Raw genomic sequence first — 25,730 nt, forward strand, 5'->3', positions numbered from 1 at the left:
CTTACAGATCGACACTGCCAGGCAGGATCACTAAATCTCGCACGGTGACATTTTTCGAGCGTGTCACCATAAATAGTACTGATTCCGCCACTTCAATCGGTTGCATCAGGCTACCATTTGCCAGGGCTTCTTCCATTTTGGCTTTTGGCCAGTCATCGAGCAGGGCAGTGACTACCGGCCCTGGCAGTACCGCACCCACACGCACGCCATATTGAGAAACCTGGCGGCGGGTAGTGTGTACGAACGCCTGAACGGCAAATTTGGACGCGGTGTAGATCGGTTCCCAGATAACCGGAACGACGCCCGCGATGGAACTGGTAAAAATAATATCGCCCGATTTCTGCGCAATCATATGTGGCAGGACAGCACGGACACAGCGAAACGCCGCATTTATATTCAGATTTAATACGCGATCCCAGACATCTGGATCACCTTCAGCCACCGGGCCGCCAATGTAAGCCCCTGCATTGGCATGAAAAATATCCAGCCCACCCGCCAGTTCGATAATGCCCGCCAACATGTTATCGACTTGCTGATTATTGAAGAGATCGAGTTGCAGCGCGTACGCGTTTTCACCTAACTCAGCGACAATCTTTTGCAGTTTGTCGCCTTCCCGGTCAATCAATACTACCTTTGCTCCTGCATCAAGCAGCGTTTTTGCACACTGCAGGCCAATACCTGACGCAGCGCCAGTGATAGCCGCAACTTTGCCATTAAGGGGAGTATTCATAGAGGGCACAGAGTGATTCATCATATAATCCTTTTACCAGGGCGAATTTATAGTCTCTGTTTGCTGGCACGCACTGAACGGGAATTTAGCTGGCGTGTGAAGCAAACTGCTCAATCGATGAAGCAGATCTAGCACTTGCTTAAATTCTCAGCAAGAGACATTCAAAATGAAGAGGCAAATTTGTGACACGCGTTGAGAAAACGAAGAAAACGACCATTTACGACCTGGCAGAATTAACCGGCGTTTCTGCCAGTGCGGTAAGCGCTATTTTGAATGGCAACTGGAAAAAGCGACGCATCAGCGCAAAGCTGGCTGAGAAGGTCACCCGTATTGCAGAAGAGCAAGGCTATGCCGTTAATCGGCAGGCAAGTTTACTGCGCAGTAAAAAATCCAACGTTATTGGCATGATTGTGCCGAAATACGACAACCGATACTTTGGATCGATTGCCGAAAAATTTGAAGAGATGGCGCGAGCCAGAGGATTACTGCCAATCATCACCTGTACGCGGCGACAACCCGAACTGGAAATTGAGGCTGCTCGCGCCATGCTCTCCTGGCAGGTGGATTGGGTCATTGCTACCGGAGCGACTCAACCGGATAAAATAGCCAAAATGTGTCAGCAAGCGGGCGTACCGACACTGAATCTGGATCTGCCGGGAACACTGGCGCCGTCGATCATTTCTGATAACTACATGGGGGCGAAATTATTGACGGAAAGAATTTTAGCCAACAGCCAGAAACGCTATGGCAAGTTGGCGCCTTTGATTTTTGTCGGCGGACGTATCAGCGATAACAATACCGCTGAGCGTTTACGTGGTTTTGTCGATGCCCATCAGGCTTTGGGGATAACCGTACCGGATGAATATAAACTGGTTACCGGCTACTCTTCTGCTCGTGTAGAGGGATTACTGAAAGAGGTTTTCCAAAGCTCTGCAGTGTCGCTTCACGGGTTATTCGTCAACTCGACAATCTCTCTTGAAGGGGTGGTGCGCTGGCTGGCACAAACCGGGCAGACGGGAGCCAATCAACCGCCAATGGGATGTTTTGACTGGGATCCTTTTGTTTCTCTGCTTGGGCACGATATCGATATGGTTCGTCAGGATGTACCCGCCATGCTCGAAAAAGTGTTTGAAATTGTGGATTCTGGCGATACCACCCTGCGTCGCATTGAGATACCGCCACAACTCATTCCCAGCCTGAATGTTGTCAGCTGAGATTAACGTGTCAGCAGCCAGCGTGCGGTGTGTTCATCGGTAACCAGACCGTTGATCCACCCACCTTTTAATGCCGCAAGGATCGCCGGACGTTTATCCTCACCACAGGCCGCTGCGATACGTGGGCAGTTGCTTTCGCGGATATCATGGCTGGTGATCATCTGATTGATCTGGCTTTCCACAACATTGCCTTCAGCATCAATAAAGCGTCCGAGGATTTCGCCAACGCCTCCGCGTGTTGTTAACTCTTCCAGTTGCTGCTCATCAATAAAACCATCTTTAAAGATAGGGCTTTGACGACCTAAAGCACCGATACCCACGAAAATAACATCAGAGTCACGTGCCACGGTTGAGACATTGCGGAACAATCGGTTGGTTGACCACATTTGGTACTCTTCGCACGACTGAGCATAGCGTGGTGCAGGCCACTGGTAATATTTCCCCTGAATTTTTCTCGCCAAAAGCAGCGGTACGTCGTCGTAATAGTTGCATTGTCCGTGTTCATTCATGGCGCTAATCAACGCCACACAGCGGGTATTCTGACTATCAAAATCAATACGTTTAATGGTTTTCTTCAACGTTAAGCCAGAACCAATACCAACGATGGTCGGTTTGTCACCCTGTAAGTAACGCGCCATCAGTTGATAACAGCCAAATGTCACGCTATCGAGCGTACTTTCAATACTGTACACCGGCACAATATTGCAGTCGGTTAATTGGTACTTTTCCTTTAACAGTTGGGCATAATCGAGACAGTTGGCAACCGGATGGTGCAATCCAATCGACACAATCCCTTCGTCTTTTGCTGCCGCTATCAGGCGTTGAACCACTGGCCGCGAAGTGCCTAACTGGCTGGCGATTTCGCTCTGATTAAGCCCGGCAATGTAGTACATCCATGCCGCCCGTACTTTTTGATCGAGCCTGATGTCATCTTCTTTGTTCACGTTTCCCTACCTCAAAAGTGGCGTGCGGAATCGTGAAAATCCCGCAACAGATTAGCGTCATTTTGGCGATAGCTTTACCGCGAGGCAAGTTTATTGCTTTGATTTGGTCATTTGTAATTTTTACGGTCAATTGTTCTTTTGTGATCTAACGCTCTTAATTAACTCAAATGTTCGATTACAGTTCAGCCATAACGTCAATGGAGAACGAAACAATGAACGAACAATTTACATGGCTGCACATCGGGTTAGGTTCTTTTCATCGCGCGCATCAGGCATGGTATCTACACCGTTTGCAGGTGATGGGCGATAAACACTGGAGCATTGCTGCGGGAAATATTCGTAACGATGCTGAACATGTCGTACAGGCACTCAGTGCGCAGAAAGGTCGCTATGTGCTGGAAACCGTTAGCCCGGAAGGGGTAAGCGAATATGAAGAGATCACCTCAATTCAGAAGCTGATACCGTGGCAGGCAGATTTACAACCGCTGATTGCTGAAGGGGCAGATTCGAAGACAAAAGTGATTGCTTTCACCGTCACCGAAGGCGGGTACTACCTGAACACCAGTCACAAACTGGAAGTCAACAATCCTGATTTAGCGGCAGATCTTAAAGGGGGATGCAAAACAATTTACGGTGTTATTACCCGTATCCTCGAAGCGCGTATGGCAAATAACGCCGGACCTCTGACCCTGCTGAATTGCGATAACGTGCGCCATAATGGTGAACGTTTCCATGATGGTCTGGTCGAGTTTCTCCAGCTGACTGGCAAACAGGATGTCATCGACTGGCTGAGTACAAATACTACTTGCCCGAACACCATGGTTGACCGCATTACGCCTCGTCCGGCAGCAGAACTTCCGGCACGGATCAAGGCACAAACAGGTATTGCAGATAAAGCGCCGGTAATGGGTGAAACCTTTATCCAGTGGGTCGTGGAGGATAATTTCCGCGATGTGCGCCCGGCACTGGAGAAGGTCGGTGTTGAGCTGGTGGCGTCGGTAATCCCCTATGAAGAGGCGAAGATTCGCATTCTTAACTCTTCACACAGTTGCATCGCCTGGGCAGGTACGTTAATCGGTCAAAAATATATCCACGAAAGCACAATGACCGATTTTATCTATCAGATTGCCGACCGCTACGTGACGGAAGATGTCATTCCTTGCCTGGGCGATAACGGTATCGATTTGCCAACCTACCGTGATGTTGTACTCAAGCGTTTTACCAATCCACATATTCAGGACACCAACCAACGTGTCGCTGCGGATGGTTTCTCGAAAATTCCGGCGATGATTGCCCCCACACTGCGAGAGTGCTACCAGCGAGGCGTTCGCCCGAATGCCACAGCTATGTTACCTGCTCTGTTTTACGTATTCATGGAGCAGTGGCATCACGGCAAACTGCCCTATGAATATCAGGATGGCATCCTCGATGCGCCAGCTGTTCATGCAATGTTCCAGTCTGCCGATCCCGTCGCTGTTTATGCCAGTGATAAAGCGCTGTTTGGCGATTTAACCGAACGTGAAGATTTTGCCGCGTTGTTGCGCGAAAAAATCGCTGACGTCTACGCGTTAATTAACTAACCAGGAGGCGGTTATGTATCTGGGTATCGATCTGGGCACATCGGAAGTTAAGGCGCTGATTATTGACGAAAACAATGAAATTGTTGTCACCCATAGCGCGCCGCTGACCATTCAGCGGCCCCATCCACACTGGTCAGAACAATCGCCGCAAGCCTGGTGGGAAGCGACGGAATATTTAATGACGACCCTACGGGAAAAATGCGGTCACCACTGGCAGGCGATCAAAGCCATTGGCCTTTCTGGTCAAATGCATGGTGCCGTCCTGCTGGATGAAAAAGGAGAGGCGATTCGTCCGGCGATTTTATGGAACGACACCCGCAGTGCGCAGGAGTGCGCGGAGCTGGAAGAGATTGCACCAGAGTTGCATCAGGTAGCGGGAAACCTGGCGATGCCTGGATTTACCGCCCCCAAATTGCTATGGGTACGGCGCCATGAGCCGCAGCACTTTGCGCGCATTTCCACCGTTTTACTGCCGAAAGACTATTTGCGTTTCAAAATGACCGGCCAAAAGATTTCCGATATGTCGGATTCTGCTGGCACGTTGTGGCTTGATGTTGAAAAACGCGACTGGTCAGATTCGTTACTGGAAAAATGTGGCCTGACACGGGCGAATATGCCGGAACTGGTAGAAGGTTGTGACGTTTCTGCCACTCTTTCCCCTGAAGTTGCCAGCCGATGGGGGCTGACATCTTCGGTTGTTGTTGCTGGCGGCGGTGGCGATAACGCCGTGAGTGCAATTGGTGTGGGGGCCGTTTCTCCCGGAGATGCGTTTATTTCTTTGGGAACTTCCGGGGTGTTGTTTGTGGTGACAGATGCCTATCGTCCTGCGCCGCAATCAGCAGTCCATGCTTTCTGTCACGTACTACCGAATTTATGGCACCAGATGAGTGTAATGCTCAGTGCCGCCAGTTGCCTGCAATGGTTCTGCCGCCTGGTGGGGGTAACGGAAACAGAGCTACTGGAAGAGATTGCCCAACTTTCTGATGCAGACAAAGCCAGCGCACCGATGTTCCTCCCGTATCTTTCTGGTGAACGTACGCCACATAACGATCCTCATGCCCGGGGAATGTTCTGGGGGCTGACACACTCCAGTCAGCGTGCGCTAATGGGATATGCAGTGCTGGAAGGTGTCAGCTTTGGTATTGCCGATGGGCTGCGAGTCCTGCAAGAAAGCGGTACGGTAATTGAGCAATGCTCGCTGGTAGGTGGGGGGGCGAGAAGTCCATTCTGGGCGCAGTTACTGGCCGACATTCTCGATATGCCAGTGGTGACGCATAAAGGCGGTGAGACGGGGGGGGCGCTGGGAGCCGCGCGTCTGGCCTGTCTGGCTGCGGGAAAACCACTGGCGGCAGTGTGTGAAAAACCTGAAATCTTCAAAACCTGGCGCAGCGATCCTGAACGTCATAAGGCGCTGATGCAACGATATCAGCAGTTTACTGCGCTGTACCACAACGACCTGAACTATCGCAATCAATAACATCTGTCACAAATGCCCTCCGGTGTGTGCACCGGAGCGGCGTTTTGTATCCTACAAACGAGGTCACTATGTCGTTAACAAATAAACAATGGCTGGGATTACCCTTAAATCTGGTGTGGGGATATATTGCCATTGCCATCTTTATGACCGGAGACGGTTTTGAACTGGCATTCCTGTCGCATTACATTAAAGCACTGGGTTTCACGCCTGCAGAAGCTTCCTTTGCCTTTACACTTTATGGCCTGGCGGCAGCTCTTTCCGCCTGGGTTTCCGGCGTAGTTGCCGAAATCATTACGCCGCAAAAAACCATGTTTATCGGCTTTGTGCTGTGGTGCGTATTTCACGTGCTGTTTCTGGTCTTTGGGCTGGGGCAGGCGAACTATGGGTTAATCCTGCTGTTTTATGGGATTCGTGGCCTGGCCTATCCGCTGTTCCTCTACGCCTTTATTGTGGCCATTGTCCATAATGTACGCAGTGACAGCACCAGTGCTGCGCTGGGCTGGTTCTGGGCCGTTTACTCTATTGGTATCGGAGTATTTGGCAGCTACATCCCCAGTTTTACCATTCCGCTTATTGGCGAAATGGGAACATTATGGCTGGCGCTGGCCTTCTGTGGGGTTGGTGGCGCTGTTGCGTTAATTTCTATGCGCAAAGTAGAAACACCACGCCACATGCAAAATCTCACCACAAAAGAGAAGTTTAGCGAACTGGGCCGTGCGGTGACGTTGCTTTATACCAATCGCAATATTTTGCTTTCCAGCATTGTTCGCATTATCAACACATTATCTTTATTCGGATTCGCCGTAATTATGCCGATGATGTTTGTTGATGAGTTGGGCTTTACCACCTCCGAGTGGTTGCAGGTCTGGGCAGTCTTCTTCTTTACCACTATCTTCTCTAACGTATTCTGGGGCGTGCTGGCAGAGAAAATGGGCTGGATGAAAGTTGTTCGCTGGTTTGGTTGCGTGGGAATGGCGCTTTCCAGCCTGGCGTTCTACTACATGCCGCAACATTTCGGTCATAACTTTGCTATGGCGCTGATACCTGCGGTGGCACTGGGTATCTTTGTTGCTGCATTCGTACCGATGGCAGCCGTTTTCCCGGCACTGGAACCGAAACATAAAGGGGCAGCCATTTCGGTTTATAACCTTTCAGCCGGGTTGTCCAACTTCCTTGCTCCGGCAATCGCCGTGGTACTTCTGCCTTATTTCAGTACTATTGGTGTGGTTGTCGCTTACACCACCCTGTATGTGATAGCGTTTATTATTTGCCCGTTTATTCGCGTCGAACAACCGGGATTCTCAAATCAGCAAGTGTGTGAAGGGAAGACCGCCACCATTTCCTGATGATGACAAGCCTGGTGTGGTGCCAGGCTTTATTGAGAGGAACAATGTTTAATTGTAAAGCAGTCATTTTTGATATGGACGGTGTCATCATTGATTCGGAAGGGTTATGGCGTCAGGCACAAAAGGGAGCACTGGGAAGGTGGGGCGCACGTGTCAGTGACGAAGAGTGTATAAGACTGACTAAAGGTAAAAGGCTGGATGAGATAGCCCAAACCTGGTGTGAATATTGTCATTTACACATTGAACCCGCACTGCTGGAAAGTGAGATTCGCCGCCTGATCACTACGTTGATTGCCGGGACGGGCGAAGCGATGCCAGGCGTTCAGGACGTGTTATCTTTTTTGCGCCGGAGTGGCTATCAACTGGCGCTGGCAACCTCTTCATCTTACCAGGTGATCGATGCTGTACTGACAAAACTCAATATTCAGCACTATTTTTCGGTGATTTGTAGTGCTGATGACGAAAAGCATGGGAAACCACATCCGGCAGTTTATCTTTCTGCACTGCGAGAATTGCAACTGTCTGCTGCAGATTGTTTGGTTATAGAGGACAGTTTGAGTGGTTTTCAGGCAGCACAGGCGGCAGGAATAAACACCATTGTGGTATCAGAAGATGCCCAACAAACCTGCTTTAATGCGGCGAGTGCAAGATATTTATCGATGAATGAATTACTGGCAGCGTTAGCCGTAGCTGCGTAACAAAAAAGGGTGAGCGCAGAAGATCCCAGGGATGATGCCGGTCTGCTAATCCTGCTTCTGCGCTTGCTTTTATTTAACGTAAAAGCGGGCAATCTGGTGGCAGACGGCAACGCAACGCTGCCGGAAGAATTTCAATATGAAAATTTTGCCCACTCAACGGTTCGCCATCAAGATTAAAGGTGATGTCGTGTGGTGCCTGAATATCAAACCACGCCGAAGCGCCGTCAATAATATTCGGATTTTCTTCGTCTGGTTTTAATGTCGAAACAAGAGCGGGAAGAATTTCATCACCGGTGAAAATACGCAGTTGCAATAAGCCATCATTAATTAACGCGTTCGGGCACAGCTGCTGACCGCCACCCGCCTGACGCCCGTTACCAATGCCAATGACCAGTGCATCACCTTGCCAGTGAAAATTTTCACCGCGGATCTCACAGCGGTCAGGTTTTAACGTATCCATACGCATTAAGCCATGAATGATGTAAGAAACGCCTCCTAAAGCCGCTTTTAATTTCTCCGGTGTTTCCGAAGTAATGCGCGTACCAAAACCGCCAGTTGCCATATTGATAAAACAGGTTTGTTTATTAACCTGAGCGATATCAATTTCAATGGCGTTTCCTGCAATAGCCAACTTTAGCGCTTTATCCAGTGCGACTGGAATGCCAACACTGGTCGCAAAGTCGTTTGCGGTACCTAATGGCAATATACCCAGTGCAGGGATCACATTACCCTCACACTGAATCAGTGCCGTGGCGACTTCATTAATAGTGCCATCACCGCCTCCGGCAATCACTGTTGCAACACCAAGTTGGCGGGCTTCATCGACAAAACGCGCAGCATCGCCTTTTTCCCAGGTGACGCGCACATGAATCTTTATCCCTTCATCGCGTAACAGCATAATTGCTTCACGCAGTTGTTCATTATCTGCACTTTTACCATTAAGAATCAGTAAGCTGGCGGGAAATTCTGCCATGATCGTATGCCTTTATGATTAGTCTGTTGAAAGTGTAGAGCAGAAAAGAAAAGGTTTTGTCAGAAGAGGATGAAAGTGGGCCAAAAAAAATCAGCCTGCGTAAGGGAGATTACGCAGGCTAAGGAGGTGGTTCCTGGTACAGCTAGCATTTTATGGGTTATGTTTTTCAGCGACTCAGATAATACCTGGTTTTTATGTAACGGTATGTGATCGATTTCTAAGAATCTTCCCGTCGCAAAAAAATAACCTTAATTAATCACTTACTATGCGGGTTACGCGTGGTTTCCCCGGAGAAATTACGCATCAGCAGCGCATAATTCAGTTCGAGATCCTGCGGTACCGGGATCCACACAGTATAACCATCGCCAGGTGCGACCGGCATTGCTTCGCCTTTGGCGTTTTCCATATGCTCAAGGGTAAAGTTGATGTTGCCCTGTGGCGTCATCAGCTCAAGGCTGTCGCCAACGGAGAATTTGTTTTTAACCGCTACCGCCGCGAGGTCGCCTTTGCGCTCACCGGTAAACTCACCAACAAACTGCTGGCGGTCAGAAACGGAATAACCGTATTCGTAGTTCTGATAATCATCATGTGTATGGCGACGCAGGAAACCTTCGGTATAGCCGCGATGCGCCAGGCCTTCCAGCGTTTCCAACAGGCTGGTGTCGAACGGTTTGCCCGCAGCGGCATCATCGATAGCCTTACGATAAACTTGCGCGGTGCGTGCACAATAGTAGAAAGATTTGGTACGGCCTTCGATTTTCAGCGAATGTACGCCCATTTTGGTCAGGCGTTCAACATGGGCGATAGCGCGCAGATCTTTCGAGTTCATGATGTAAGTGCCGTGCTCATCTTCAAACGCGGTCATATACTCGCCCGGACGCTGGGCTTCTTCGATCATAAACACTTTGTCGGTTGGCGCGCCGATACCCAGCGTCGGCTCAACATTTTGCACCGGAATCGGCTCGTACTTGTGTACGATGTTGCCAACGTCATCTTCTTTCCCTTCCTGGACGTTGTACTCCCAGCGGCAGGCGTTGGTGCAGGTGCCCTGGTTCGGGTCGCGCTTGTTGATATAACCAGAGAGCAGGCAGCGACCAGAGTAGGCCATGCACAACGCACCGTGGACGAAGATTTCGATCTCCATATCCGGCACCTGATTGCGGATCTCTTCAATCTCTTCCAGCGACAGCTCGCGAGAGAGGATCACGCGGGTCAGGCCCATTTGCTGCCAGAATTTCACCGTCGCCCAGTTCACGGCGTTAGCCTGTACCGAGAGATGGATCGGCATTTCAGGGAAGTGCTCACGCACCAGCATAATCAGCCCTGGATCGGACATAATCAGCGCATCCGGCCCCATTTCCACCACCGGTTTCAGGTCACGGATAAAGGTTTTCAACTTAGCGTTGTGCGGTGCAATGTTGACCACGACATAAAACTTTTTCCCCAGCGCGTGGGCTTCATTAATGCCGAGCTGAAGATTTTCGTGGTTGAATTCGTTGTTGCGCACACGCAGGGAGTAACGCGGCTGGCCCGCATAAACAGCATCTGCGCCATAAGCGAAAGCGTAACGCATATTTTTCAGCGTTCCCGCCGGGGAAAGGAGTTCCGGTTTAAACATAATTCTCTCGTTCTGATGACAGGTCAGATCCGCTTCACCTGATGAAGCGGTTGGGGGAGTGCCCCCACTTTAAGGGCGGGCATTGTAGCGCAATCGGCGGGGTTGGCTCCAGTGTAAATGTCTGGTGGCGTCCTGGTTTTGGTTAAGGATACGAATGACGATAATTTCCCCTGGTGATTGCAGGAAATAAATTACGTGGCGTTCAAAAGGAAGAACAAAAATACCTTCGCCTAATTCAGAACTGGGCGTACCTATATTATTGTTACTCAGAATCTGGAGAACGTCTGAAAGATGTTCCACATATCTGTCGGCTTGTGGTTCGCCGAAATGGTGATAACTGTAATACCAGATGCCTTCTAAATCCTCATTGGCTTTTGGCATGAGTTTAATAATACGCACATTATTTCCTTATCCCTGCTTTCACCTTCCGTAAAAACGCGTCCTTTTCCCACGGCTGAGCTTCACCACTACTCAACCCTTCTGCGAGCATGTCACGTAACGCTTGCAGGCGAGACTCTGCTTGCTTTTCTCGAAGTAAGCGCAGTGACTCACGGATCACTTCGCTTTGGGTGCGATAGTCGCCGGATTCAATCAAGGACTCGATAAATTCACGCAACTCATCGCCAAGATCAACTGTCATCGTTCTGGCCATGTTTATGCTCTCTTGTAAGTAAAAATCTTACATCAGTGTATGTCATAAACCGGATAGCGTCACGAAAAGTATTAGAAGATATTTTGGCATATGAACATGGTCAGGAGGATAAGCATGGAGATGTTAAACAAAGAAAGCACAATGAGTATTCATCAGTGTCCACTATTTTAATGGCGCAGGTAAATAAATAAGCGTTATTTGGAAATAAAGCCGGACGCCAACAACACGCGCCCGGCATCGTAATTACGTATTGTCTTTCACCGTCTGGCTTGTGCCATTGGCTTTAACGGAGGCAATTCCGGTTTCACGAGATTGCGCGGTGGCGTACATCTGGCTGGAGCCGATAATTTGATGATTGGCGGCTTTCAGATTGAAATAGAATTTGCCGTTGCTTGCTGTTTTTTTCTCATAGCGTTCTTCTTGTGGGCTGTTGCTACGCACTGACGCGATGCCCTTTTCCGCAGAGGCTTTTGAGGTATACAGCTCGCTGGTGAGGATAGTCTCACCATTGCCCGCTTTTAGCACAAACCGGAACTGATTATCACTGCTCTTACTGAGTTCAAACCAACCAGCCATAATGACTCCTTGATTGAAATTGCGTATCGAAAACAGCATCTAAAGGTGCTGTTTACCGATTAAAGTATGAGTGATTTTCTGATGCCTGCCAGGGCGGAGAGATAATGTCAGTTTGCTGACCATGCGTGGGATAATGTTGCCGGATGTGGCGTGAATGCCTTCTCCGGCAGGTAAAAATGTTAAACGATGCGGCAGGCGTCGGCTTCCCAGCGATAACCGACACCGTAGACGGCGCGGATAAAAGACTGCTCTTCGTCCAGTGCTTCCAGCTTGCGACGCAGGTTTTTAATGTGGCTGTCGATGGTGCGGTCAGTTACTACGCGGTAGTCGTCATAAAGATGATTGAGCAATTGCTCGCGGGAGAACACTTTTCCTGGTTCATGAGAGAGTGTTTTCAGCAGACGAAATTCCGCAGGCGTCAGGTCAAGCATTTTACCGCGCCATGAAGCCTGAAAACGACCTTCGTCGATAATCAACGGGCTTTCGGCATCCTGTTGCTGCAACTCGCGCTGCGGTTTGCAACGGCGCAAAATGGTTTTGACGCGCGCTACCACTTCCCGTGGACTGTACGGCTTACAGATATAATCATCTGCGCCAATCTCCAGCCCCAGCAGGCGATCGATCTCTTCGATTTTTGCTGTCACCATCACGATCGGAATGTCAGAAAAACGACGAATTTCCCGACACAACGTCAGGCCATCGGTGCCAGGGAGCATCAGATCCAACAGGATCAGATCCGGTGGTGTCTGGCGCACATACGGCAGTACCTGATCGCCGTGGCTGATAAGCGTCGGTGCATAGCTCGCAGCACGCAGGTAATCAATAAGCAACTGCCCCAGCTTCGGTTCATCTTCCACGATCAAAATACGTGGCGTGTTTTCGTCGATTGGTAACTCGGTCATACTTCTCTCTGTAAATCCCGTTCCAGCGGTAACTCTACTGTAATGCTTACCCCGCCAAAAGGCGAATGAGCGGCAACAATGCGACCATTATGTGCTTCAACAATGTTAAGACAAATCGCCAGTCCCAGGCCGGAACCGCCGCTGGCACGGTTGCGGGAACCTTCGGTGCGATAAAAACGCTCAAACAATTTTTGCAGTTGATCGTCACTAACGCCCGGTGCACTGTCGGCAAAGGTCAGGCGCACCGTTTTGTCATGTTGCTCGGCAGAGATATGCAGGCTGCCGCCGCTGTCGGTATAGCGCAGGCTGTTTTCCAGTAAGTTATTGAACAACTGCATTAAACGATCGCGATCGCCAAATACGGTAATGCTGTCTGGCAGGGAAAATTGCAGTTTCAGCCCGCGGCTGGCGAAACGCTCACGAAATGCGCCGCCCGCGACTTCCAGTAGCGGGATCAGATCCACCGACGATTTCTGGTAGGCGAGAGCGCCTTCATCAGACATCGACAACTGATGGAGATCGTCCACCAGTTTGGTTAGCGTTCCGACTTCTGCCTGTAAAGACGCCACCGTCTCCGGCGTGAATTTACGCACGCCATCCTGAATAGCTTCCAGCTCACCGCGAAGGACCGCTAGTGGTGTACGCAATTCGTGAGAAATATCGGCCATAAAATCGCGGCGCATCTGCTGGTTTTTCTCCAGCGTGCTGGCGAGCTGGTTGAAGTCTTGCGCCAGTTTCCCTAGTTCATCTTCGCTGGTGGGCGTCACGCGAGTAGTGAAATCGCCCGCTGCCAGTTTGTGTGTACCGTCCACCAGTCGTTTGACCGGAGCCAGCAAACCGCGCGCCAGTGGGAATGTCGCCAGCGCTGCTAATAAGGTAGATAAAGCGACAATCAGCCAACTGGTTTGCCTCTGTTGTCTGTCAAAATTGATATCGGTATTGCGGGTCAGTCGTTCAACAGGGGAGGCGATCACCGCACCCACTTCTGCCCCATTGACCATAATGGGCCGCCGTGTGCCGTCTGGTGGAATCGGTGCTCGCGGGCCAACCAGCACTTTGTTGTTTTGATCAACCACCCAGAATTGCGTGCGCCAACCGTGTGGCGGCATACCGGGGCCGGGCTTATCTTCGTTGTTATCATGCTCCAGCGAACGTAGGATCTGAAATACAAAGCGATCGTTATTACGCAGGAAGCGCCAGTTCCCGTGCTGGGCGTACTGCTCACCAAGCGCATCGCCGAGCATTTGCAGCCGTTGTTCATTACCATGCTTGATGTAATCGATAAAGCCGCGCTCAAAACTGATACGTACCGCCCAGTGCATCGTGATCAATAAGACAATGCAGGTGGCGAAAATCGCCAGAAACAGTTTGCCGGTAATACCGGGTCGCCAGAACTTCATTGCGCGCTCCTTTTTCGCCGCGAAATAGCGACATTTTGATGCGTATCGTTCGGAACTCTGGCAAAGATGAACGCCGGAAGGGCGATGATAAGCGCCATGCTAAGCCAGGTGTACATAAAGACGGTTTGTGTGGTGCTGCTGTCTACGCTGACATGCTGTGAACCAAAAAGCCCCAGCAACAGCCCGGCGATGGTGACGCCGATACTCATCGATAATTGCATAATCATCGACAGCAGGCTGTTGCCGCTGCTCGCCAGATTGTCTGGTAGATCTTTCAGCGTCAGGGTGTTCATAGAGGAGAAACGCGTCGAGTTGACCATCCCTTGTAAAAACAGGACGAACGGCAAAACGTAGTACCAGCCCAGCAGAGCGGTAGTCATATACAGCAGGGTGACCAGCGACAGGCCCAGCGTGGTCGCCACCAGTACCCGACGGTAACCAAAGCGATTCACCACCTGCACTACAATTCGCTTCATTCCCATGCTGCCGAGCACCATCGGGATCATCATCAATCCGGCATGAAACGGCGAGAAACCGAGGCCAATCTGTAAGAAAACCGGTGTCATAAAGGGCAACATGCCACTGCCGATACGTCCGGCAAAGCTCCCCGCCAGGCCCAGCGAAAAGGTACGAGTGCGGAACAGTTTCAGGCTGAACAGGGCGCGGTTGTTATTTCTGGCGTGCAGCAGATAAAGCACCAGTGCCACCACGCCAATCGCTGCCAGTCCGGCAATCGCCAGCGGCGATAAACCAGTACCTTTACTGCCATCCAGCGCCAGTGTTAATACCGCCATGCCAACCGCCAGCAATAAAAAACCGGAGAGATCGAAACGCCGCGTCTGCATGGTGTAGTTTGGCATTAACATCAGCGTGGCGATCGCACCGATAATCCCTACCGGAATGTTGATTAAAAAGATCCAGTGCCAGGACGCGTATTCCACCAGCAGGCCGCCGAGCGCCGGACCAAGCAGCGGACCGACTTGCCCGGGCAGCGTAACAAAGGTCATCGCCGCCATATATTGCTCGCGCGGTACAATTTTCATCACCGTCAACCTGCCGACCGGCACCATCATCGCGCCGCCAACGCCCTGTAACGCGCGTGCCAGCAACAGTTCGTTTAGCGTGGCAGAAAGCGCGCAAAACAGCGAACCGAGGGTAAACAGCACGATGGCGGTAAAGCAGATATTGCGTACGCCGACTTTGTCCGCCAGCCAGCCGCTGGCGGGCAGCATCACCGCCACGGTCAGCACATAAGATACGATGACCATGTGCATATGCAGCGGGCTTTCCCCGAGGCTTTGAGCCATTGAGGGAAGCGCGGTGTTAACGATGGTGGTGTCCAGCGACTGCATAAAGAAGCCGAAAGCCACAATCCACAATTGCCAGCGGGTGCTGTCGGGAAGATCTGTCATTTACTCGGTTACCGTTTGTTTAGGTTTACGCGAAAAACGCAGCCGCAGACGGTCGAAGAAGAGATACACCACTGGCGTGGTATACAGCGTCAGGAGCTGGCTCATTACCAGACCGCCGACAATGGTGATCCCCAGGGGTTGCCGCAGCTCCGAGCCGTCACCGCCCGACAATACCAACGGCAGCGCACCAAACAGCGCCGCCAGGGTAGTCATCATAATCGGGCGAAAACGCAGCAGACAGGCCTGGAAAATAGCTTCCTGCGGCGTCAGGTTACCGTGCCGTTGGGCTTCGAGCGCAAAATCGACCATCATAATGGCGTTTTTCTTCACGATGCCGATTAATAGCATGATCCCTATCAGGGCGATTAGGCTGAACGGGGAATTGAATAGCTCCAGCGCCAGCAGCGCCCCAACGCCCGCCGAGGGCAGGGTGGAGAGAATCGTCAGTGGATGCACGTAACTCTCGTAAAGGATACCCAGCACGATATACACCGTGGCGATGGCTGCGATAATCAGGATCACCTGCGAGTTCATCGTCTCCTGGAACACCTGCGCTGTTCCGGCAAAACTGCCGCGCACCGTCGAAGGCACACCTAGCTGGGTCATTGCGCGGTCGATCGCCGCACTGGCGTCCGAGAGCGATTTTCCGGTCGGTAAGTTGAACGAGATGGTCGAGGCCGCCGATAATCCCTGATGATTCACCGACAGCGGGGCATTCGCCGGTTGCCATTTAGCGAAATATGACAGAGGGATCGCTTTTCCTTCGTTATTAATGACAAACATTTTTTCCAGTGCACTGATGTCCTGGGTATAGCGCGGATCCACTTCCATCACCACTTTATACTGGTTCATGGGCTGGTAAATGGTCGAGATTTGCCGCTGACCGAAGGCGTTATTTAACAGACTGTTGGCGGCCTGCACGTCGATTCCCAGTCGTGCCATAGTGTCGCGGTCGTAAACCAGATTCATCTCCGCGCCGTTATCCTGCTGGTCGGAATTCACGTCCGCCAGTTCCGGTAACGTTGCCAGTTTTTTGCGGATTTTCGGCTCCCATTCGCGCAGCGCCGCCAGGTCGTCGGAGAGCAACGTATACTGGTAACTGGCGTTCGACTGACGTCCGCCAACGCGAATATCCTGCACAGCCATCAGGAACAGATTCGCCCCCGGTTCTTTCGCCAGCTTCACCCGCAAACGGTCGATAATTTGCTGCGCCGTTTCGCTGCGTTCGTCGCGTGGCTTGAGGGTGATAAACATCATCCCGCTGTTCACTCGCGAACCGCCGGTAAAGCCGGTGACATTATCCACCGCCGGATCGTCACGGATAATTTTCATGAAATCCTGCAACTTACCGCGCATCGCCTGAAACGAAATACTCTGATCCGCCTGTATCCCGCCCATCAACACGCCGGTGTCCTGCTCCGGGAAGAAGGTTTTCGGGATCGAGATATACAGCCAGATATTCAGCGCAATGGTGCCAAGCAGCACCACGCCCACCAGACGGGTATGATTGAGCACCCATTTTAGCGACTTGCCGTAGCCTTGTTGCAGGGCTACCAACATGCGACCAAAGCCACGCAGTCGCTTTTGCTCGCGCGGCTTGCTGGCTTTCAGCATCCAGCCGCACATCATTGGCGTTAGCGTCAGGGAAACCAGCAACGAAATACCAATGGCGACAGAAAGCGTCACGGCAAACTCGCGTAACAGGCGGCCCGGTAATCCGCCCATCAACAGCAGCGGCAGGAACACCGCCACCAGTGACAGACTCATCGACAGCACCGTAAAACCGACTTCGCGAGTACCTTGCAGTGCGGCTTGCAACGGTTTCATCCCCGCTTCCAGATGACGGGCAATGTTTTCCAGCACCACGATGGCATCATCCACCACAAAGCCAGTGGCGATGGTCAGCGCCATTAACGAAAGATTATTGAGACTGAAACCACACAGATACATCGCGGCAAACGTACCAATCAGCGAAACCGGCACCGCAACGGCGGGAATAATAGTGGCGCGACCCGAGCGCAGGAATAAAAACACCACCAGAATTACCAGCGCCACCGAGATAATCAGCGTTTGCTCGACTTCTTCCAGTGAGGCGCGAATGGTGGGGGAGCGATCCTGGGCAATTTGCAGATCAATCGCCGCCGGAATGGTCTCCTGCAACTCCGGTAATTTTGCCCGGATGCTGTCTACCGTCTGGATAATATTGGCTTCCGGCAGCTTGCGGATCATCAGCAAAATAGCCGGTTTGGCGTTGGTCATCCCGGCGTTGCGCACATCCTGCACCGAATCGGTCACCGTCGCCACATCGCCCAGACGAACCGCGCCGCCGTTGTTGTAATGAATAATCAGCGGCTGATATTCAGCGGCGGTTTTCAGTTCATCGTTAGTCTGGATCTGCCAGCGGTGAGTGCCATCTTCCAGCGCCCCCTGCGGTTTACGCACGTTGGCATTGCTGATGGCAGTGCGCACATCGTCCAGCGAGACGCCCTGATTAAACAGCGCCTGCGGGTTCAGCCCAACGCGCACGGCGGGCAACGAGCTGCCGCCGACATCGACATCACCGACACCGTCGATTTGCGAAATTGTCGGAGCCAGTTGCGTCGAGGCGAAATCGTACAGTTCACCCTGCGAATAAGTATCGGATGTCAGCGTCAGGATCATAATTGGCGCATCCGAAGGATTCGCTTTGCGATAGGTCGGACGGCTTGGCATTCCGCTGGGCAGCAAACTTTGCGCGGCGTTGATCGCCGCCTGCACATCGCGCGCCGCGCCGTTGATATCCCGGTCAAAATCAAACTGCAAAATAATACGCGTGCTGCCAAGCGAACTGCTGGAGGTCATTTCACTGACCCCGGCGATGCGCCCAAGTGAGCGCTCCAGCGGCGTGGCGACGGAAGACGCCATTGTCTCCGGCGATGCACCGGGCAGCGAGGCGCTGACCATGATCACCGGAAAATCGACCTGCGGCAGCGGGGCGACCGGCAGCATACGGAAGCCCAGTATGCCGCACAGGGTAATGGCAACCGACAGTAAAATCGTCGCCACCGGGCGGTAAATGAAGAGGGCAAAAAACTTCACTTACGCCTCCTCTTCATGACGGGCAAAGCGACTTTTGGTCCACAATGCCAGGCGGTCGAACAGCAAATAAATCACCGGCGTGGTGAACAGCGTCAGCACCTGGCTAACAACCAGACCGCCGACCATGCCGATGCCTAACGGACGACGCAGTTCCGCGCCGACTCCGGTGCTCAACATCAGCGGCAGCGCGCCAAGCAGTGCCGCCAGAGTAGTCATCAGGATCGGACGAAAACGCAACAGACAAGCCTGGTAGATGGCATCGCGCGGCGACATGCCTTGCTCGCGCTCGGCTGCCAGCGCGAAGTCGATCATCATGATGGCGTTCTTCTTCACGATACCGATTAGCAAAATAATGCCGATAATCGCAATCACATCCAGTTCGCTACCGGCAATCATTAACGCCAACAGTGCGCCGACCCCTGCGGTGGGTAGCGTCGAGAGAATGGTGATCGGGTGAATAAAGCTCTCGTACAGAATGCCGAGCACGATATACATCGCCACCACCGCCGCGACAATCAGCCAGACAGTGCTGCCCAGCGCCGACTGGAAGGCGAGGGTGCTGCCCTGGAATTGCGTGGTGATATCCACCGGCAGATTCAGCGTCTTTTCGGTGTCCATAATCGCCTGCACCGCATCACCGAGAGAATAGTTATCCGGCACGTTAAAGGAGATGGTCGTTACCGGGAACTGATCCAGATGGTTGATGGAAAGCGGCGCAAAACGCTGTTCAACTTTGGCAATTGAGCTTAACGGCACCACGCCGCCGTCGCTGCTGGTCAGGCGAATGGTATCCAGCGCCGCAAGCCCTGGGGTATTTTCGGTATTGTGCTCCAGCACCACGCGATACTGGTTAGCCTGAGTATAAATGGTGGAAATCAATCGCTGACCAAACGCGTTGTACAGGGCGTTATCGACGTCCGCCATGCTGATCCCCAGACGGCTGGCGCTGTCGCGATCAACGTTGACATACGCCACCAGCCCTTGGTCCTGCCAGTCGCTGGAGACATCAGAAAGCTGTGGCAGTTGCTGGAGTTTTTCCACGAGTTGCGGCACCCAGGTGCTGAGCGCATCCAGCGATGTGGCCTGCAAGGTAAACTGGTACTGGGTGCGGCTGACCTGAGTATCAATCGTCAGGTCCTGCGTTGGTTGCAGGAAGAGATCGACGCCCGGCACTTTATCTACTGCCGTTTGCAAACGGGCGATGACTTTTTGCACCCGATCATCACGTTCATCCAACGGTTTGAGGTTGATCTGTAAACGCGCACTGTTCAGCGACGGGTTAGTGCCATCAACGCCAACAAATGAGGTCAGGCTTTGCACTGCCGGATCCTGCAAAATCACATCCGCGACCTGGCGTTGCCGCTGGGCCATATTGGCAAAGGAGCTGGATTGCGGTGCTTGCAAAGTGCCCTGAATAATGCCGTTGTCCTGTACCGGGAAGAAACCTTTCGGAATGAACACCCACAGCAATACGCTAAGCAGCAGCGTGCTGAGCGCCACGCTTAAAGTCAGCCACGGATGATTCAGCACTTTCGCCAGTCCGCGACCATAGGCGGCGATTATCCTGTCGAACATTTTTTCCGAGGCACGGGAGAGGCGGTTCTGTTTACGCAGCGACTCCTGGCTGAGCATCCGCGCGCACATCATCGGTGTCAGGGTCAGAGACACCACGGCTGAGATCAAAATCGCGACGGCCAGAGTAATAGCAAATTCGCGGAACAGTCGCCCGACGATATCGCCCATAAACAGCAGTGGGATCAACACCGCAATCAGTGAGAAGGTCAGCGAGATAATGGTAAAGCCGATTTCACCCGCGCCCTTGAGCGCCGCCGCCAACGGTTTTTCGCCTTTTTCGATATAGCGGGAAATATTTTCGATCACCACGATGGCGTCATCGACCACAAATCCTGTGGCGATGGTTAACGCCATCAGCGTCAGGTTATTGATTGAAAAATCGAGAAACACCATAACCGCAAAGGTGCCAATTAACGACAGCGGCACGGCGACGCCAGGAATGATAGTCGCCGGAATATTGCGCAAAAACAGGTAGATAATCATGACTACCAGCGCGATAGCCATCATCAATTCAAACTGGGTATCGTTGACCGATGCGCGGATATTGGTGGTACGGTCAGAAAGTACCGTCACCTTCACCGATTTCGGCAGACTCTCGGTGAGCTGTGGCAGCATCTGCCGAATGCTGTCGGCGGTAGAGATAATGTTAGCACCGGGCTGGCGCTGAACATTCATCACAATGGCCTGTTCTTTATTCGCCCACGCGCCGAGCCAGCTGTTTTCTGCGCCTTGTTCAACGGTTGCGACATCACCAAGGCGAATCGGCGCGCCGTTCTGGTAGGCGATAATCAACTGGCGATATTCATCCGCAGATTGCATCTGGTCGTTCGCGGAAAGCGTGACCGCGCGGGAAGGGCCGTCGAGGCTACCTTTAGCCGAGTTAACGTTAGCGCCGGTAATGGCGGTGCGCACGGTTTCGCTGGTCAGGCCGAGGGCGGCAACTGCCTGGGCGTTAAGTTTGACGCGAACAGCCGGACGCTGACCGCCGGAAAGCGTCACCAGCCCGACGCCGGAAATCTGCGAGATCTTCTGCGCGACGCGGGTTTCCACCATATCTTCCACTTGCGTCATCGGCATGGCGGTTGAGGTAACAGCGAGCGTCATGATCGGCGGATCTGCCGGGTTCACTTTGCTGTAAACCGGTGGGTTAGGCAGATCGCTCGGCAACAGGTTAGTGGCGGCATTAATCGCGGCCTGCACTTCCTGCTCAGCGACATCCAGCGGTAATGTTAGCTGGAATTGCAAGGTGATAACTGACGCGCCGCCGGAACTTTGCGACGACATCTGTTTCAGGCCGGACATCTGCCCGAACTGGCGTTCGAGCGGTGCGGTAACGGCAGAGGTCATGACATCCGGGCTGGCACCTGGGTAGAGGGTGACCACCTGAATGGTCGGATAGTCCACTTCCGGCAGCGCCGAAACGGGCAGGGCGCGATAACCGATAATCCCGGCGAGTAATATCGCCACCATCAGCAGCGTAGTGGCGACAGGACGCATAATAAACAGGCGCGACGGGCCGCCTGTGCTGCTCGGAGGTAAAACCTGCATCAGGAGCGCGCTCCTTTTTTCGCGTATTCGCGGCTGGTGGCTTTCTCTTCCGGTGCGGTGGCGCTCTGAGCTTCTACCACTTCCACTTTCGCTCCTTCAGTCAGGCGATCAATGCCGTCCGTCACTACGCGATCGCCCGCGGAAATCCCCGCGCGGATCACCACTTTCTGACTGTCCTGAATGCCCGGCGTCACCAGATGTTTGCTGACTTTGTTTTCGCTATTCAGTACCCAGACAAAATGGCCTTCGTTGCCCATTTGCAGGGCGGCGGTAGGGATCACCACGGCGTTTTGTTCGGTGTCGACTAACATACGGGCGTTAACAAACTGATTAGGGAAAAGCGCATCATCCTGATTATTAAAGCGCGCTTTCACTTTAATCGTACCGGTCGTGGCATCGATTTGGTTATCGAGACTTAACAGCGTACCTTCACTTAACTTCTTCGAGTTGGTGCGATCCCAGGCTTCAACCACCAACGGTTTTCCGGCTTTTTGTGCCTGGATGACAGTAGCAATATCACTTTCCGGCAGGGTAAAGAGCAAATCGATAGGATGCGTCTGGGTGATCACCACAATTCCGGTGGTATCACCACTGGATATTTGGTTGCCAACATCAACCTGCTTCAGGCCAACACGACCATCGACTGGCGCAGTAATCCGGCTCCAGTCGAGTTGCAGTTGTGCGCTGGCGACGCTCGCTTCATCGGCTTTAATGGTGCCTTCGGTTTCACTGACCAGCGCCTGTTGGGCATCCAGTTCCTGACGAGATACGAGATTGGTTTTTGCCAGTTGTTGATAACGCGCCAGGTCACGGCGGGCGTTGGCAAGCGTGGCTTTATCTTTTGCCAGTTGGCCTTGGGCTTGTGCTAATGCAACTTTAAACTGGCTGGGGTCAATTTCTGCCAGTAAATCGCCTGCTTTGACCTGCTGGCCTTCCTGGAAATGTAATGCCATCAGTTGACCATCTACGCGACTGCGCACCGTAACGGTGTTAGCAGCGGTAATCGTGCCAAGCCCGGTAAGGTAGCGCGGAACCGCCTGCTCCACGGCAGTTGCTGCCTGAACCGGGGCCAATGGGCCGGAACGCATACCACGGCGGCCACCGGCTGGCGACTGCTGTGCTTGCTTCGTCGCACCTGGCGCTGCGCTCTGGGAGTCATTGCGGCCTTTCCAGAACCAGAAAGCGGCGATGGCGGCGATAACCACCACGATTACGATTACCCAACGGGATTTATAACTGCCTTTCATCGTTAAGAGTTTCTCTTCCTGAAACGTTTCGCGGAATGATACTAGTGTAGCCAGCCAATAAGGGAGAAAAATGGAGGAATTATGAAACACTGTCGGGAATCGTCTGAATGACGGGCACATTTGCGAGCACGCATCCAGTAATAACACAGGAAACTATTTTATCTACGCGTTAGCGATAGACTGCATTCAGGGCGAAAGGAGGTAAGCCAAAGATTTCAGCGGGACGCTGAAACGGGAAAGCCCCTCCCGAGGAAGGGGCCTTAAATAAGGTAAGTTGCATATTTAAAATTTCTTTAACTATCAATAAATTAACATGAACAGGTCATTATTAGTCAAAATAAAATCATTTGTCGATTTCAATTTTGTCCCATTCCCGTCCACGGCTGTCCCTATACCGCGCCGCCATTGAATCTGATTTATGCCCGAGAAGACGTTGAGCAAACTTATCGCCAATCTGGTTCCGGTATAGCCTCGCCGACAGGCTACGCAGTTCATGGAATGTTGGCGGGTCTCCATCAAATGAGAGTCCAGATGCATTTCTCGCCTTTGTAAAATACTTCGATACTGTTTTCGGGGAAAGTGGTTCGTGATGCGTTGATGCAATTATTGTTTCACTGCCGCTGGCCTTCCTGCATTTCTGTAGTGTATCAGCCAATGAGATATTGAGCGCGTCAATCCTTAGCGTCAGCGGAATGGCGAGCTTAGCCCCTGTTTTACCCTGTTCAATGTGAAGATGGTTGTCGTTTATGTCTGACCATTTCATTCTGCACAAATCGCCGACTCTCTGCCCTGTAACGACAGCCAAATCCATCGCCAGTCTTAGCCAGATTGGGAGAGGTTCGGCTGCATGGTAAATCTCGACATACTCATTAGCTGTCAGCCTTGAGCGCCTTACTTCTGACTTTGCTGTGCGGGTTGCTGTTACCGGATTCGTTGCTACATGCCCCTCGGCCATTGCCTCACGAAAAACGTCAACAAGGGTTGACCTGATTAATTTTGCGGAAGCCGCTTTACCTTCTGCTACGTAGGTGTTTAGCATTGCTGCCACCTCTTTCGTTGATATGTCAGCGAGCGGTTTGTCCGGCAATTTTCTTCGGATTGCCCTGATTTTGCTGGCGTAGTCGAGTAGAGTTTTCGGCCTGATACCCCTCTCGCTGAGGATTGTTTCATATCGGTCAAGCCACGCATGAAGAGTGACTACGTCAGCGCCTTTAATTCTGTCTATCAGTGACTCACGCCTGTTCTCGGATAGCAACTCAATATTGGCCTGAATAGCCTCTGAAACTGCTATCCTTCTGTCTCTGCCTAATCCGAACTCTTTACCCGTCCTTGGGTCCCTGTAGCAGTAATATCCATTGTTTCTTATATAAAGGTTAGGGGGTAAATCCCGGCGCTCATGACTTCGCCTTCTTCCCATTTCTGATCCTCTTCAAAAGGCTACCTGTTACTGGTCGATTTAAGTCAACCTTTACCGCTGATTCGTGGAACAGATACTCTCTTCCATCCTTAACCGGAGGAGGGAATATCCTGCATTCGCGCACCCATCGACGAACTGTTTCAAGGCTTCTTGGGCGTCGCTGGCGTGCGTTCCACTCCTGAAGTGTCAAGTACATCGCAAAGTCTCCGCAATTACACGCAAGAAAAAACCGCCATCAGGCGGCTTGGTGTTCTTTCAGTTCTTCAATTCGAATATTGGTTATGTCTGCATGTGCTATCTGCGCCCATATTATCCAGTGGTCATAGCAGTCGTTGATGTTCTCTGCTTCGATAACCCTGTTGAATGGCTCTCCATTCCATTCTCCTGTGACTCGGAAGTGCATTTATCATCTCCATAAAACAAAACTCGCCGTAGCGAGTTCAGATATAATTTCCACCAAAGGCAGTAGTTGCTGATGCTAAGAATTATTCAATATCTATTCCTGTAATATCTTTTATCTTTTTCCGTGCAAAGCCTTTTGCTAGTGATTTTGAAACACTCATAAGTGTACTAATTCCCTCATCCTTAAAGTTTGTTTTTATAGCTTGCCAGACATCCTTTTGACGTAAGTCAGCAATAAAATCATGCCCCCTTGCTGTCAACCTCAGTGGTACTTCGATCCAACTATATCCAACACCTTCCCCTAACGCTTTGGACATTATATGACCGAACCCAGGTTTTCCATCAACCCTGACTATTAATTCGTAGTCACATAATAATCGCATATGGAAAATAAAATCTTGGTCATATCTATTAAAGCCATTATCCTCTAGTTCACTAAGCATCGTGTCAGGGCCATGAGTTTTTTCGAATGCGATAAGTAGATCTTTTAGATATTGCTGGTCTAATTTCATTGCCGCCTCCGTGACATGTCACAGAGATTTATATCATTAATTTTGTTTCGTGCCAGCCTTTGGTCACCCAGCATTGTGAGTCACCATTACACTGGCATGAATTAACAGGAACTCTCTCGCCGCACTTACCGCAACGTTTTCTGCTGATCGATTTTATACGCCAGCGCACACGTGCATCATCCTGGCGGCTCAGTAACGCGATGTACTCACCAAACTCGTAAGGCGCATGCCTGAAGCGACGCGTGGCACAGTTACGCTCCAGCATTTCAATTTCCTGAGCATCAAGTACAAGCTCCAGCTTACGCATACCGGATGATGCTTGCTTGGCTCTCTGATCGGCTTTGCGCTCTGTTGCTGATTTAGCCATTCTGCTTTTCCTGCATCAGGAGAAAGACAATCATGGCGGCGCGGATACTTCCGGTATCTTTT

The 25,730-nt window shown here is 51.7% G+C and carries 22 protein-coding genes and 1 pseudogene; 5 read left to right on the top strand and 18 right to left on the bottom strand.

Translation table 11 applies throughout. The features are described from left to right. Nucleotide 1: 1 nt before the first annotated feature. Nucleotides 2-751, bottom strand: a complete 750-nt coding sequence (locus K0335_RS15700; RefSeq protein ID WP_001016802.1) for an SDR family oxidoreductase — start codon at nucleotides 749-751, stop codon at nucleotides 2-4. A 161-nt stretch (nucleotides 752-912) separates the two neighbouring features. On the opposite strand from K0335_RS15700, the gene K0335_RS15705 reads away from it, so the two are divergent. Beyond that, a complete protein-coding gene (locus tag K0335_RS15705; RefSeq protein WP_000198987.1) occupies nucleotides 913-1,944 on the top strand; it encodes a substrate-binding domain-containing protein in 1,032 nt (343 codons plus the stop codon). A 2-nt stretch (nucleotides 1,945-1,946) separates the two neighbouring features. Here K0335_RS15705 and K0335_RS15710 read toward each other — a convergent pair whose 3' ends face one another. Then, entirely contained in the window at nucleotides 1,947-2,888 is a 942-nt protein-coding gene (locus K0335_RS15710; RefSeq protein ID WP_046082226.1) for a sugar-binding transcriptional regulator, read from the bottom strand. 212 nt (nucleotides 2,889-3,100) lie between these two features. Between K0335_RS15710 and dalD the strand changes: the two genes are divergently transcribed. The 4 genes from dalD (at nucleotide 3,101) to K0335_RS15730 (ending at nucleotide 7,989) form a co-directional block, all read left to right on the top strand. After that, nucleotides 3,101-4,468: a D-arabinitol 4-dehydrogenase gene (gene dalD / locus K0335_RS15715; RefSeq protein ID WP_104919445.1), complete on the top strand. Its 1,368-nt coding sequence runs from the start codon at nucleotides 3,101-3,103 to the stop codon at nucleotides 4,466-4,468. 13 nt (nucleotides 4,469-4,481) lie between these two features. Beyond that, nucleotides 4,482-5,945, top strand: coding sequence for a xylulokinase (xylB, locus tag K0335_RS15720; RefSeq protein ID WP_000280576.1), 1,464 nt, complete (start codon nucleotides 4,482-4,484; stop codon nucleotides 5,943-5,945). A 68-nt stretch (nucleotides 5,946-6,013) separates the two neighbouring features. Continuing rightward, nucleotides 6,014-7,291 (top strand): RbtT/DalT/CsbX family MFS transporter, encoded by a 1,278-nt coding sequence (locus tag K0335_RS15725; protein ID WP_104919446.1) that lies wholly within the window; start codon nucleotides 6,014-6,016, stop codon nucleotides 7,289-7,291. A gap of 44 nt (nucleotides 7,292-7,335) precedes the next feature. Further along, nucleotides 7,336-7,989 (top strand): HAD family phosphatase, encoded by a 654-nt coding sequence (locus tag K0335_RS15730; protein ID WP_104919447.1) that lies wholly within the window; start codon nucleotides 7,336-7,338, stop codon nucleotides 7,987-7,989. 73 nt (nucleotides 7,990-8,062) lie between these two features. Here the strand turns inward: K0335_RS15730 and yegS are convergent, their stop codons facing one another. The 16 genes and pseudogenes from yegS to K0335_RS15810 form a co-directional block, all read right to left on the bottom strand. After that, the gene (gene yegS, locus K0335_RS15735) at nucleotides 8,063-8,962 is read right to left on the bottom strand and encodes a lipid kinase YegS (protein WP_000807340.1); all 900 of its coding nucleotides are present in this window, start codon (nucleotides 8,960-8,962) and stop codon (nucleotides 8,063-8,065) included. 256 nt (nucleotides 8,963-9,218) lie between these two features. Continuing rightward, a complete protein-coding gene (gene yegQ / locus K0335_RS15740; protein ID WP_046083186.1) occupies nucleotides 9,219-10,580 on the bottom strand; it encodes a tRNA 5-hydroxyuridine modification protein YegQ in 1,362 nt (453 codons plus the stop codon). A 69-nt stretch (nucleotides 10,581-10,649) separates the two neighbouring features. Continuing rightward, nucleotides 10,650-10,979: a type II toxin-antitoxin system RelE/ParE family toxin gene (locus K0335_RS15745; protein WP_104919448.1), complete on the bottom strand. Its 330-nt coding sequence runs from the start codon at nucleotides 10,977-10,979 to the stop codon at nucleotides 10,650-10,652. 1 nt (nucleotide 10,980) lies between these two features. Continuing rightward, nucleotides 10,981-11,278: pseudogene (locus tag K0335_RS15750) on the bottom strand (type II toxin-antitoxin system ParD family antitoxin). A gap of 197 nt (nucleotides 11,279-11,475) precedes the next feature. Next, the gene (locus K0335_RS15755) at nucleotides 11,476-11,808 is read right to left on the bottom strand and encodes a YegP family protein (protein WP_000929408.1); all 333 of its coding nucleotides are present in this window, start codon (nucleotides 11,806-11,808) and stop codon (nucleotides 11,476-11,478) included. Between the two features lie 179 nt (nucleotides 11,809-11,987). Then, nucleotides 11,988-12,710 (bottom strand): two-component system response regulator BaeR, encoded by a 723-nt coding sequence (gene baeR / locus K0335_RS15760; RefSeq protein ID WP_000137876.1) that lies wholly within the window; start codon nucleotides 12,708-12,710, stop codon nucleotides 11,988-11,990. Then, nucleotides 12,707-14,110 carry a two-component system sensor histidine kinase BaeS gene (baeS, locus tag K0335_RS15765; RefSeq protein ID WP_000675173.1) on the bottom strand — a complete coding sequence of 468 codons (1,404 nt, stop codon included), beginning with the start codon at nucleotides 14,108-14,110 and terminating at the stop codon, nucleotides 12,707-12,709. Before baeS ends, baeR begins: the two co-directional genes overlap by 4 nt. Next, nucleotides 14,107-15,522 (bottom strand): MFS transporter, encoded by a 1,416-nt coding sequence (locus K0335_RS15770; protein WP_219393914.1) that lies wholly within the window; start codon nucleotides 15,520-15,522, stop codon nucleotides 14,107-14,109. The genes baeS and K0335_RS15770 overlap by 4 nt, the downstream gene beginning before the upstream one ends. Then, nucleotides 15,523-18,600, bottom strand: a complete 3,078-nt coding sequence (gene mdtC, locus K0335_RS15775) for a multidrug efflux RND transporter permease subunit MdtC (protein ID WP_104919450.1) — start codon at nucleotides 18,598-18,600, stop codon at nucleotides 15,523-15,525. Beyond that, nucleotides 18,601-21,723, bottom strand: a complete 3,123-nt coding sequence (gene mdtB / locus K0335_RS15780) for a multidrug efflux RND transporter permease subunit MdtB (protein WP_104919451.1) — start codon at nucleotides 21,721-21,723, stop codon at nucleotides 18,601-18,603. It lies immediately after the preceding gene. Then, nucleotides 21,723-22,970, bottom strand: coding sequence for a multidrug efflux RND transporter subunit MdtA (mdtA, locus tag K0335_RS15785; protein ID WP_104919452.1), 1,248 nt, complete (start codon nucleotides 22,968-22,970; stop codon nucleotides 21,723-21,725). The genes mdtB and mdtA overlap by 1 nt, the downstream gene beginning before the upstream one ends. Before the next feature lie 343 nt (nucleotides 22,971-23,313). After that, nucleotides 23,314-24,387 (bottom strand): tyrosine-type recombinase/integrase, encoded by a 1,074-nt coding sequence (locus K0335_RS15790; protein ID WP_219393916.1) that lies wholly within the window; start codon nucleotides 24,385-24,387, stop codon nucleotides 23,314-23,316. After that, the gene (locus K0335_RS15795; RefSeq protein ID WP_001303849.1) at nucleotides 24,365-24,583 is read right to left on the bottom strand and encodes an excisionase; all 219 of its coding nucleotides are present in this window, start codon (nucleotides 24,581-24,583) and stop codon (nucleotides 24,365-24,367) included. Before K0335_RS15795 ends, K0335_RS15790 begins: the two co-directional genes overlap by 23 nt. Before the next feature lie 39 nt (nucleotides 24,584-24,622). Further along, the gene (locus K0335_RS15800) at nucleotides 24,623-24,790 is read right to left on the bottom strand and encodes a hypothetical protein (RefSeq protein WP_000545725.1); all 168 of its coding nucleotides are present in this window, start codon (nucleotides 24,788-24,790) and stop codon (nucleotides 24,623-24,625) included. An 82-nt stretch (nucleotides 24,791-24,872) separates the two neighbouring features. After that, on the bottom strand, nucleotides 24,873-25,301 hold the full coding sequence (locus K0335_RS15805; protein ID WP_087906029.1) for a DUF2513 domain-containing protein: 429 nt from the start codon (nucleotides 25,299-25,301) through the stop codon (nucleotides 24,873-24,875). 28 nt (nucleotides 25,302-25,329) lie between these two features. After that, nucleotides 25,330-25,668 (bottom strand): hypothetical protein, encoded by a 339-nt coding sequence (locus tag K0335_RS15810; RefSeq protein WP_104918147.1) that lies wholly within the window; start codon nucleotides 25,666-25,668, stop codon nucleotides 25,330-25,332. Nucleotides 25,669-25,730: the final 62 nt, after the last annotated feature.

The organism is Escherichia sp. GZ89, assembly GCF_019366485.1.
Lineage (GTDB): Bacteria > Pseudomonadota > Gammaproteobacteria > Enterobacterales > Enterobacteriaceae > Escherichia > Escherichia fergusonii.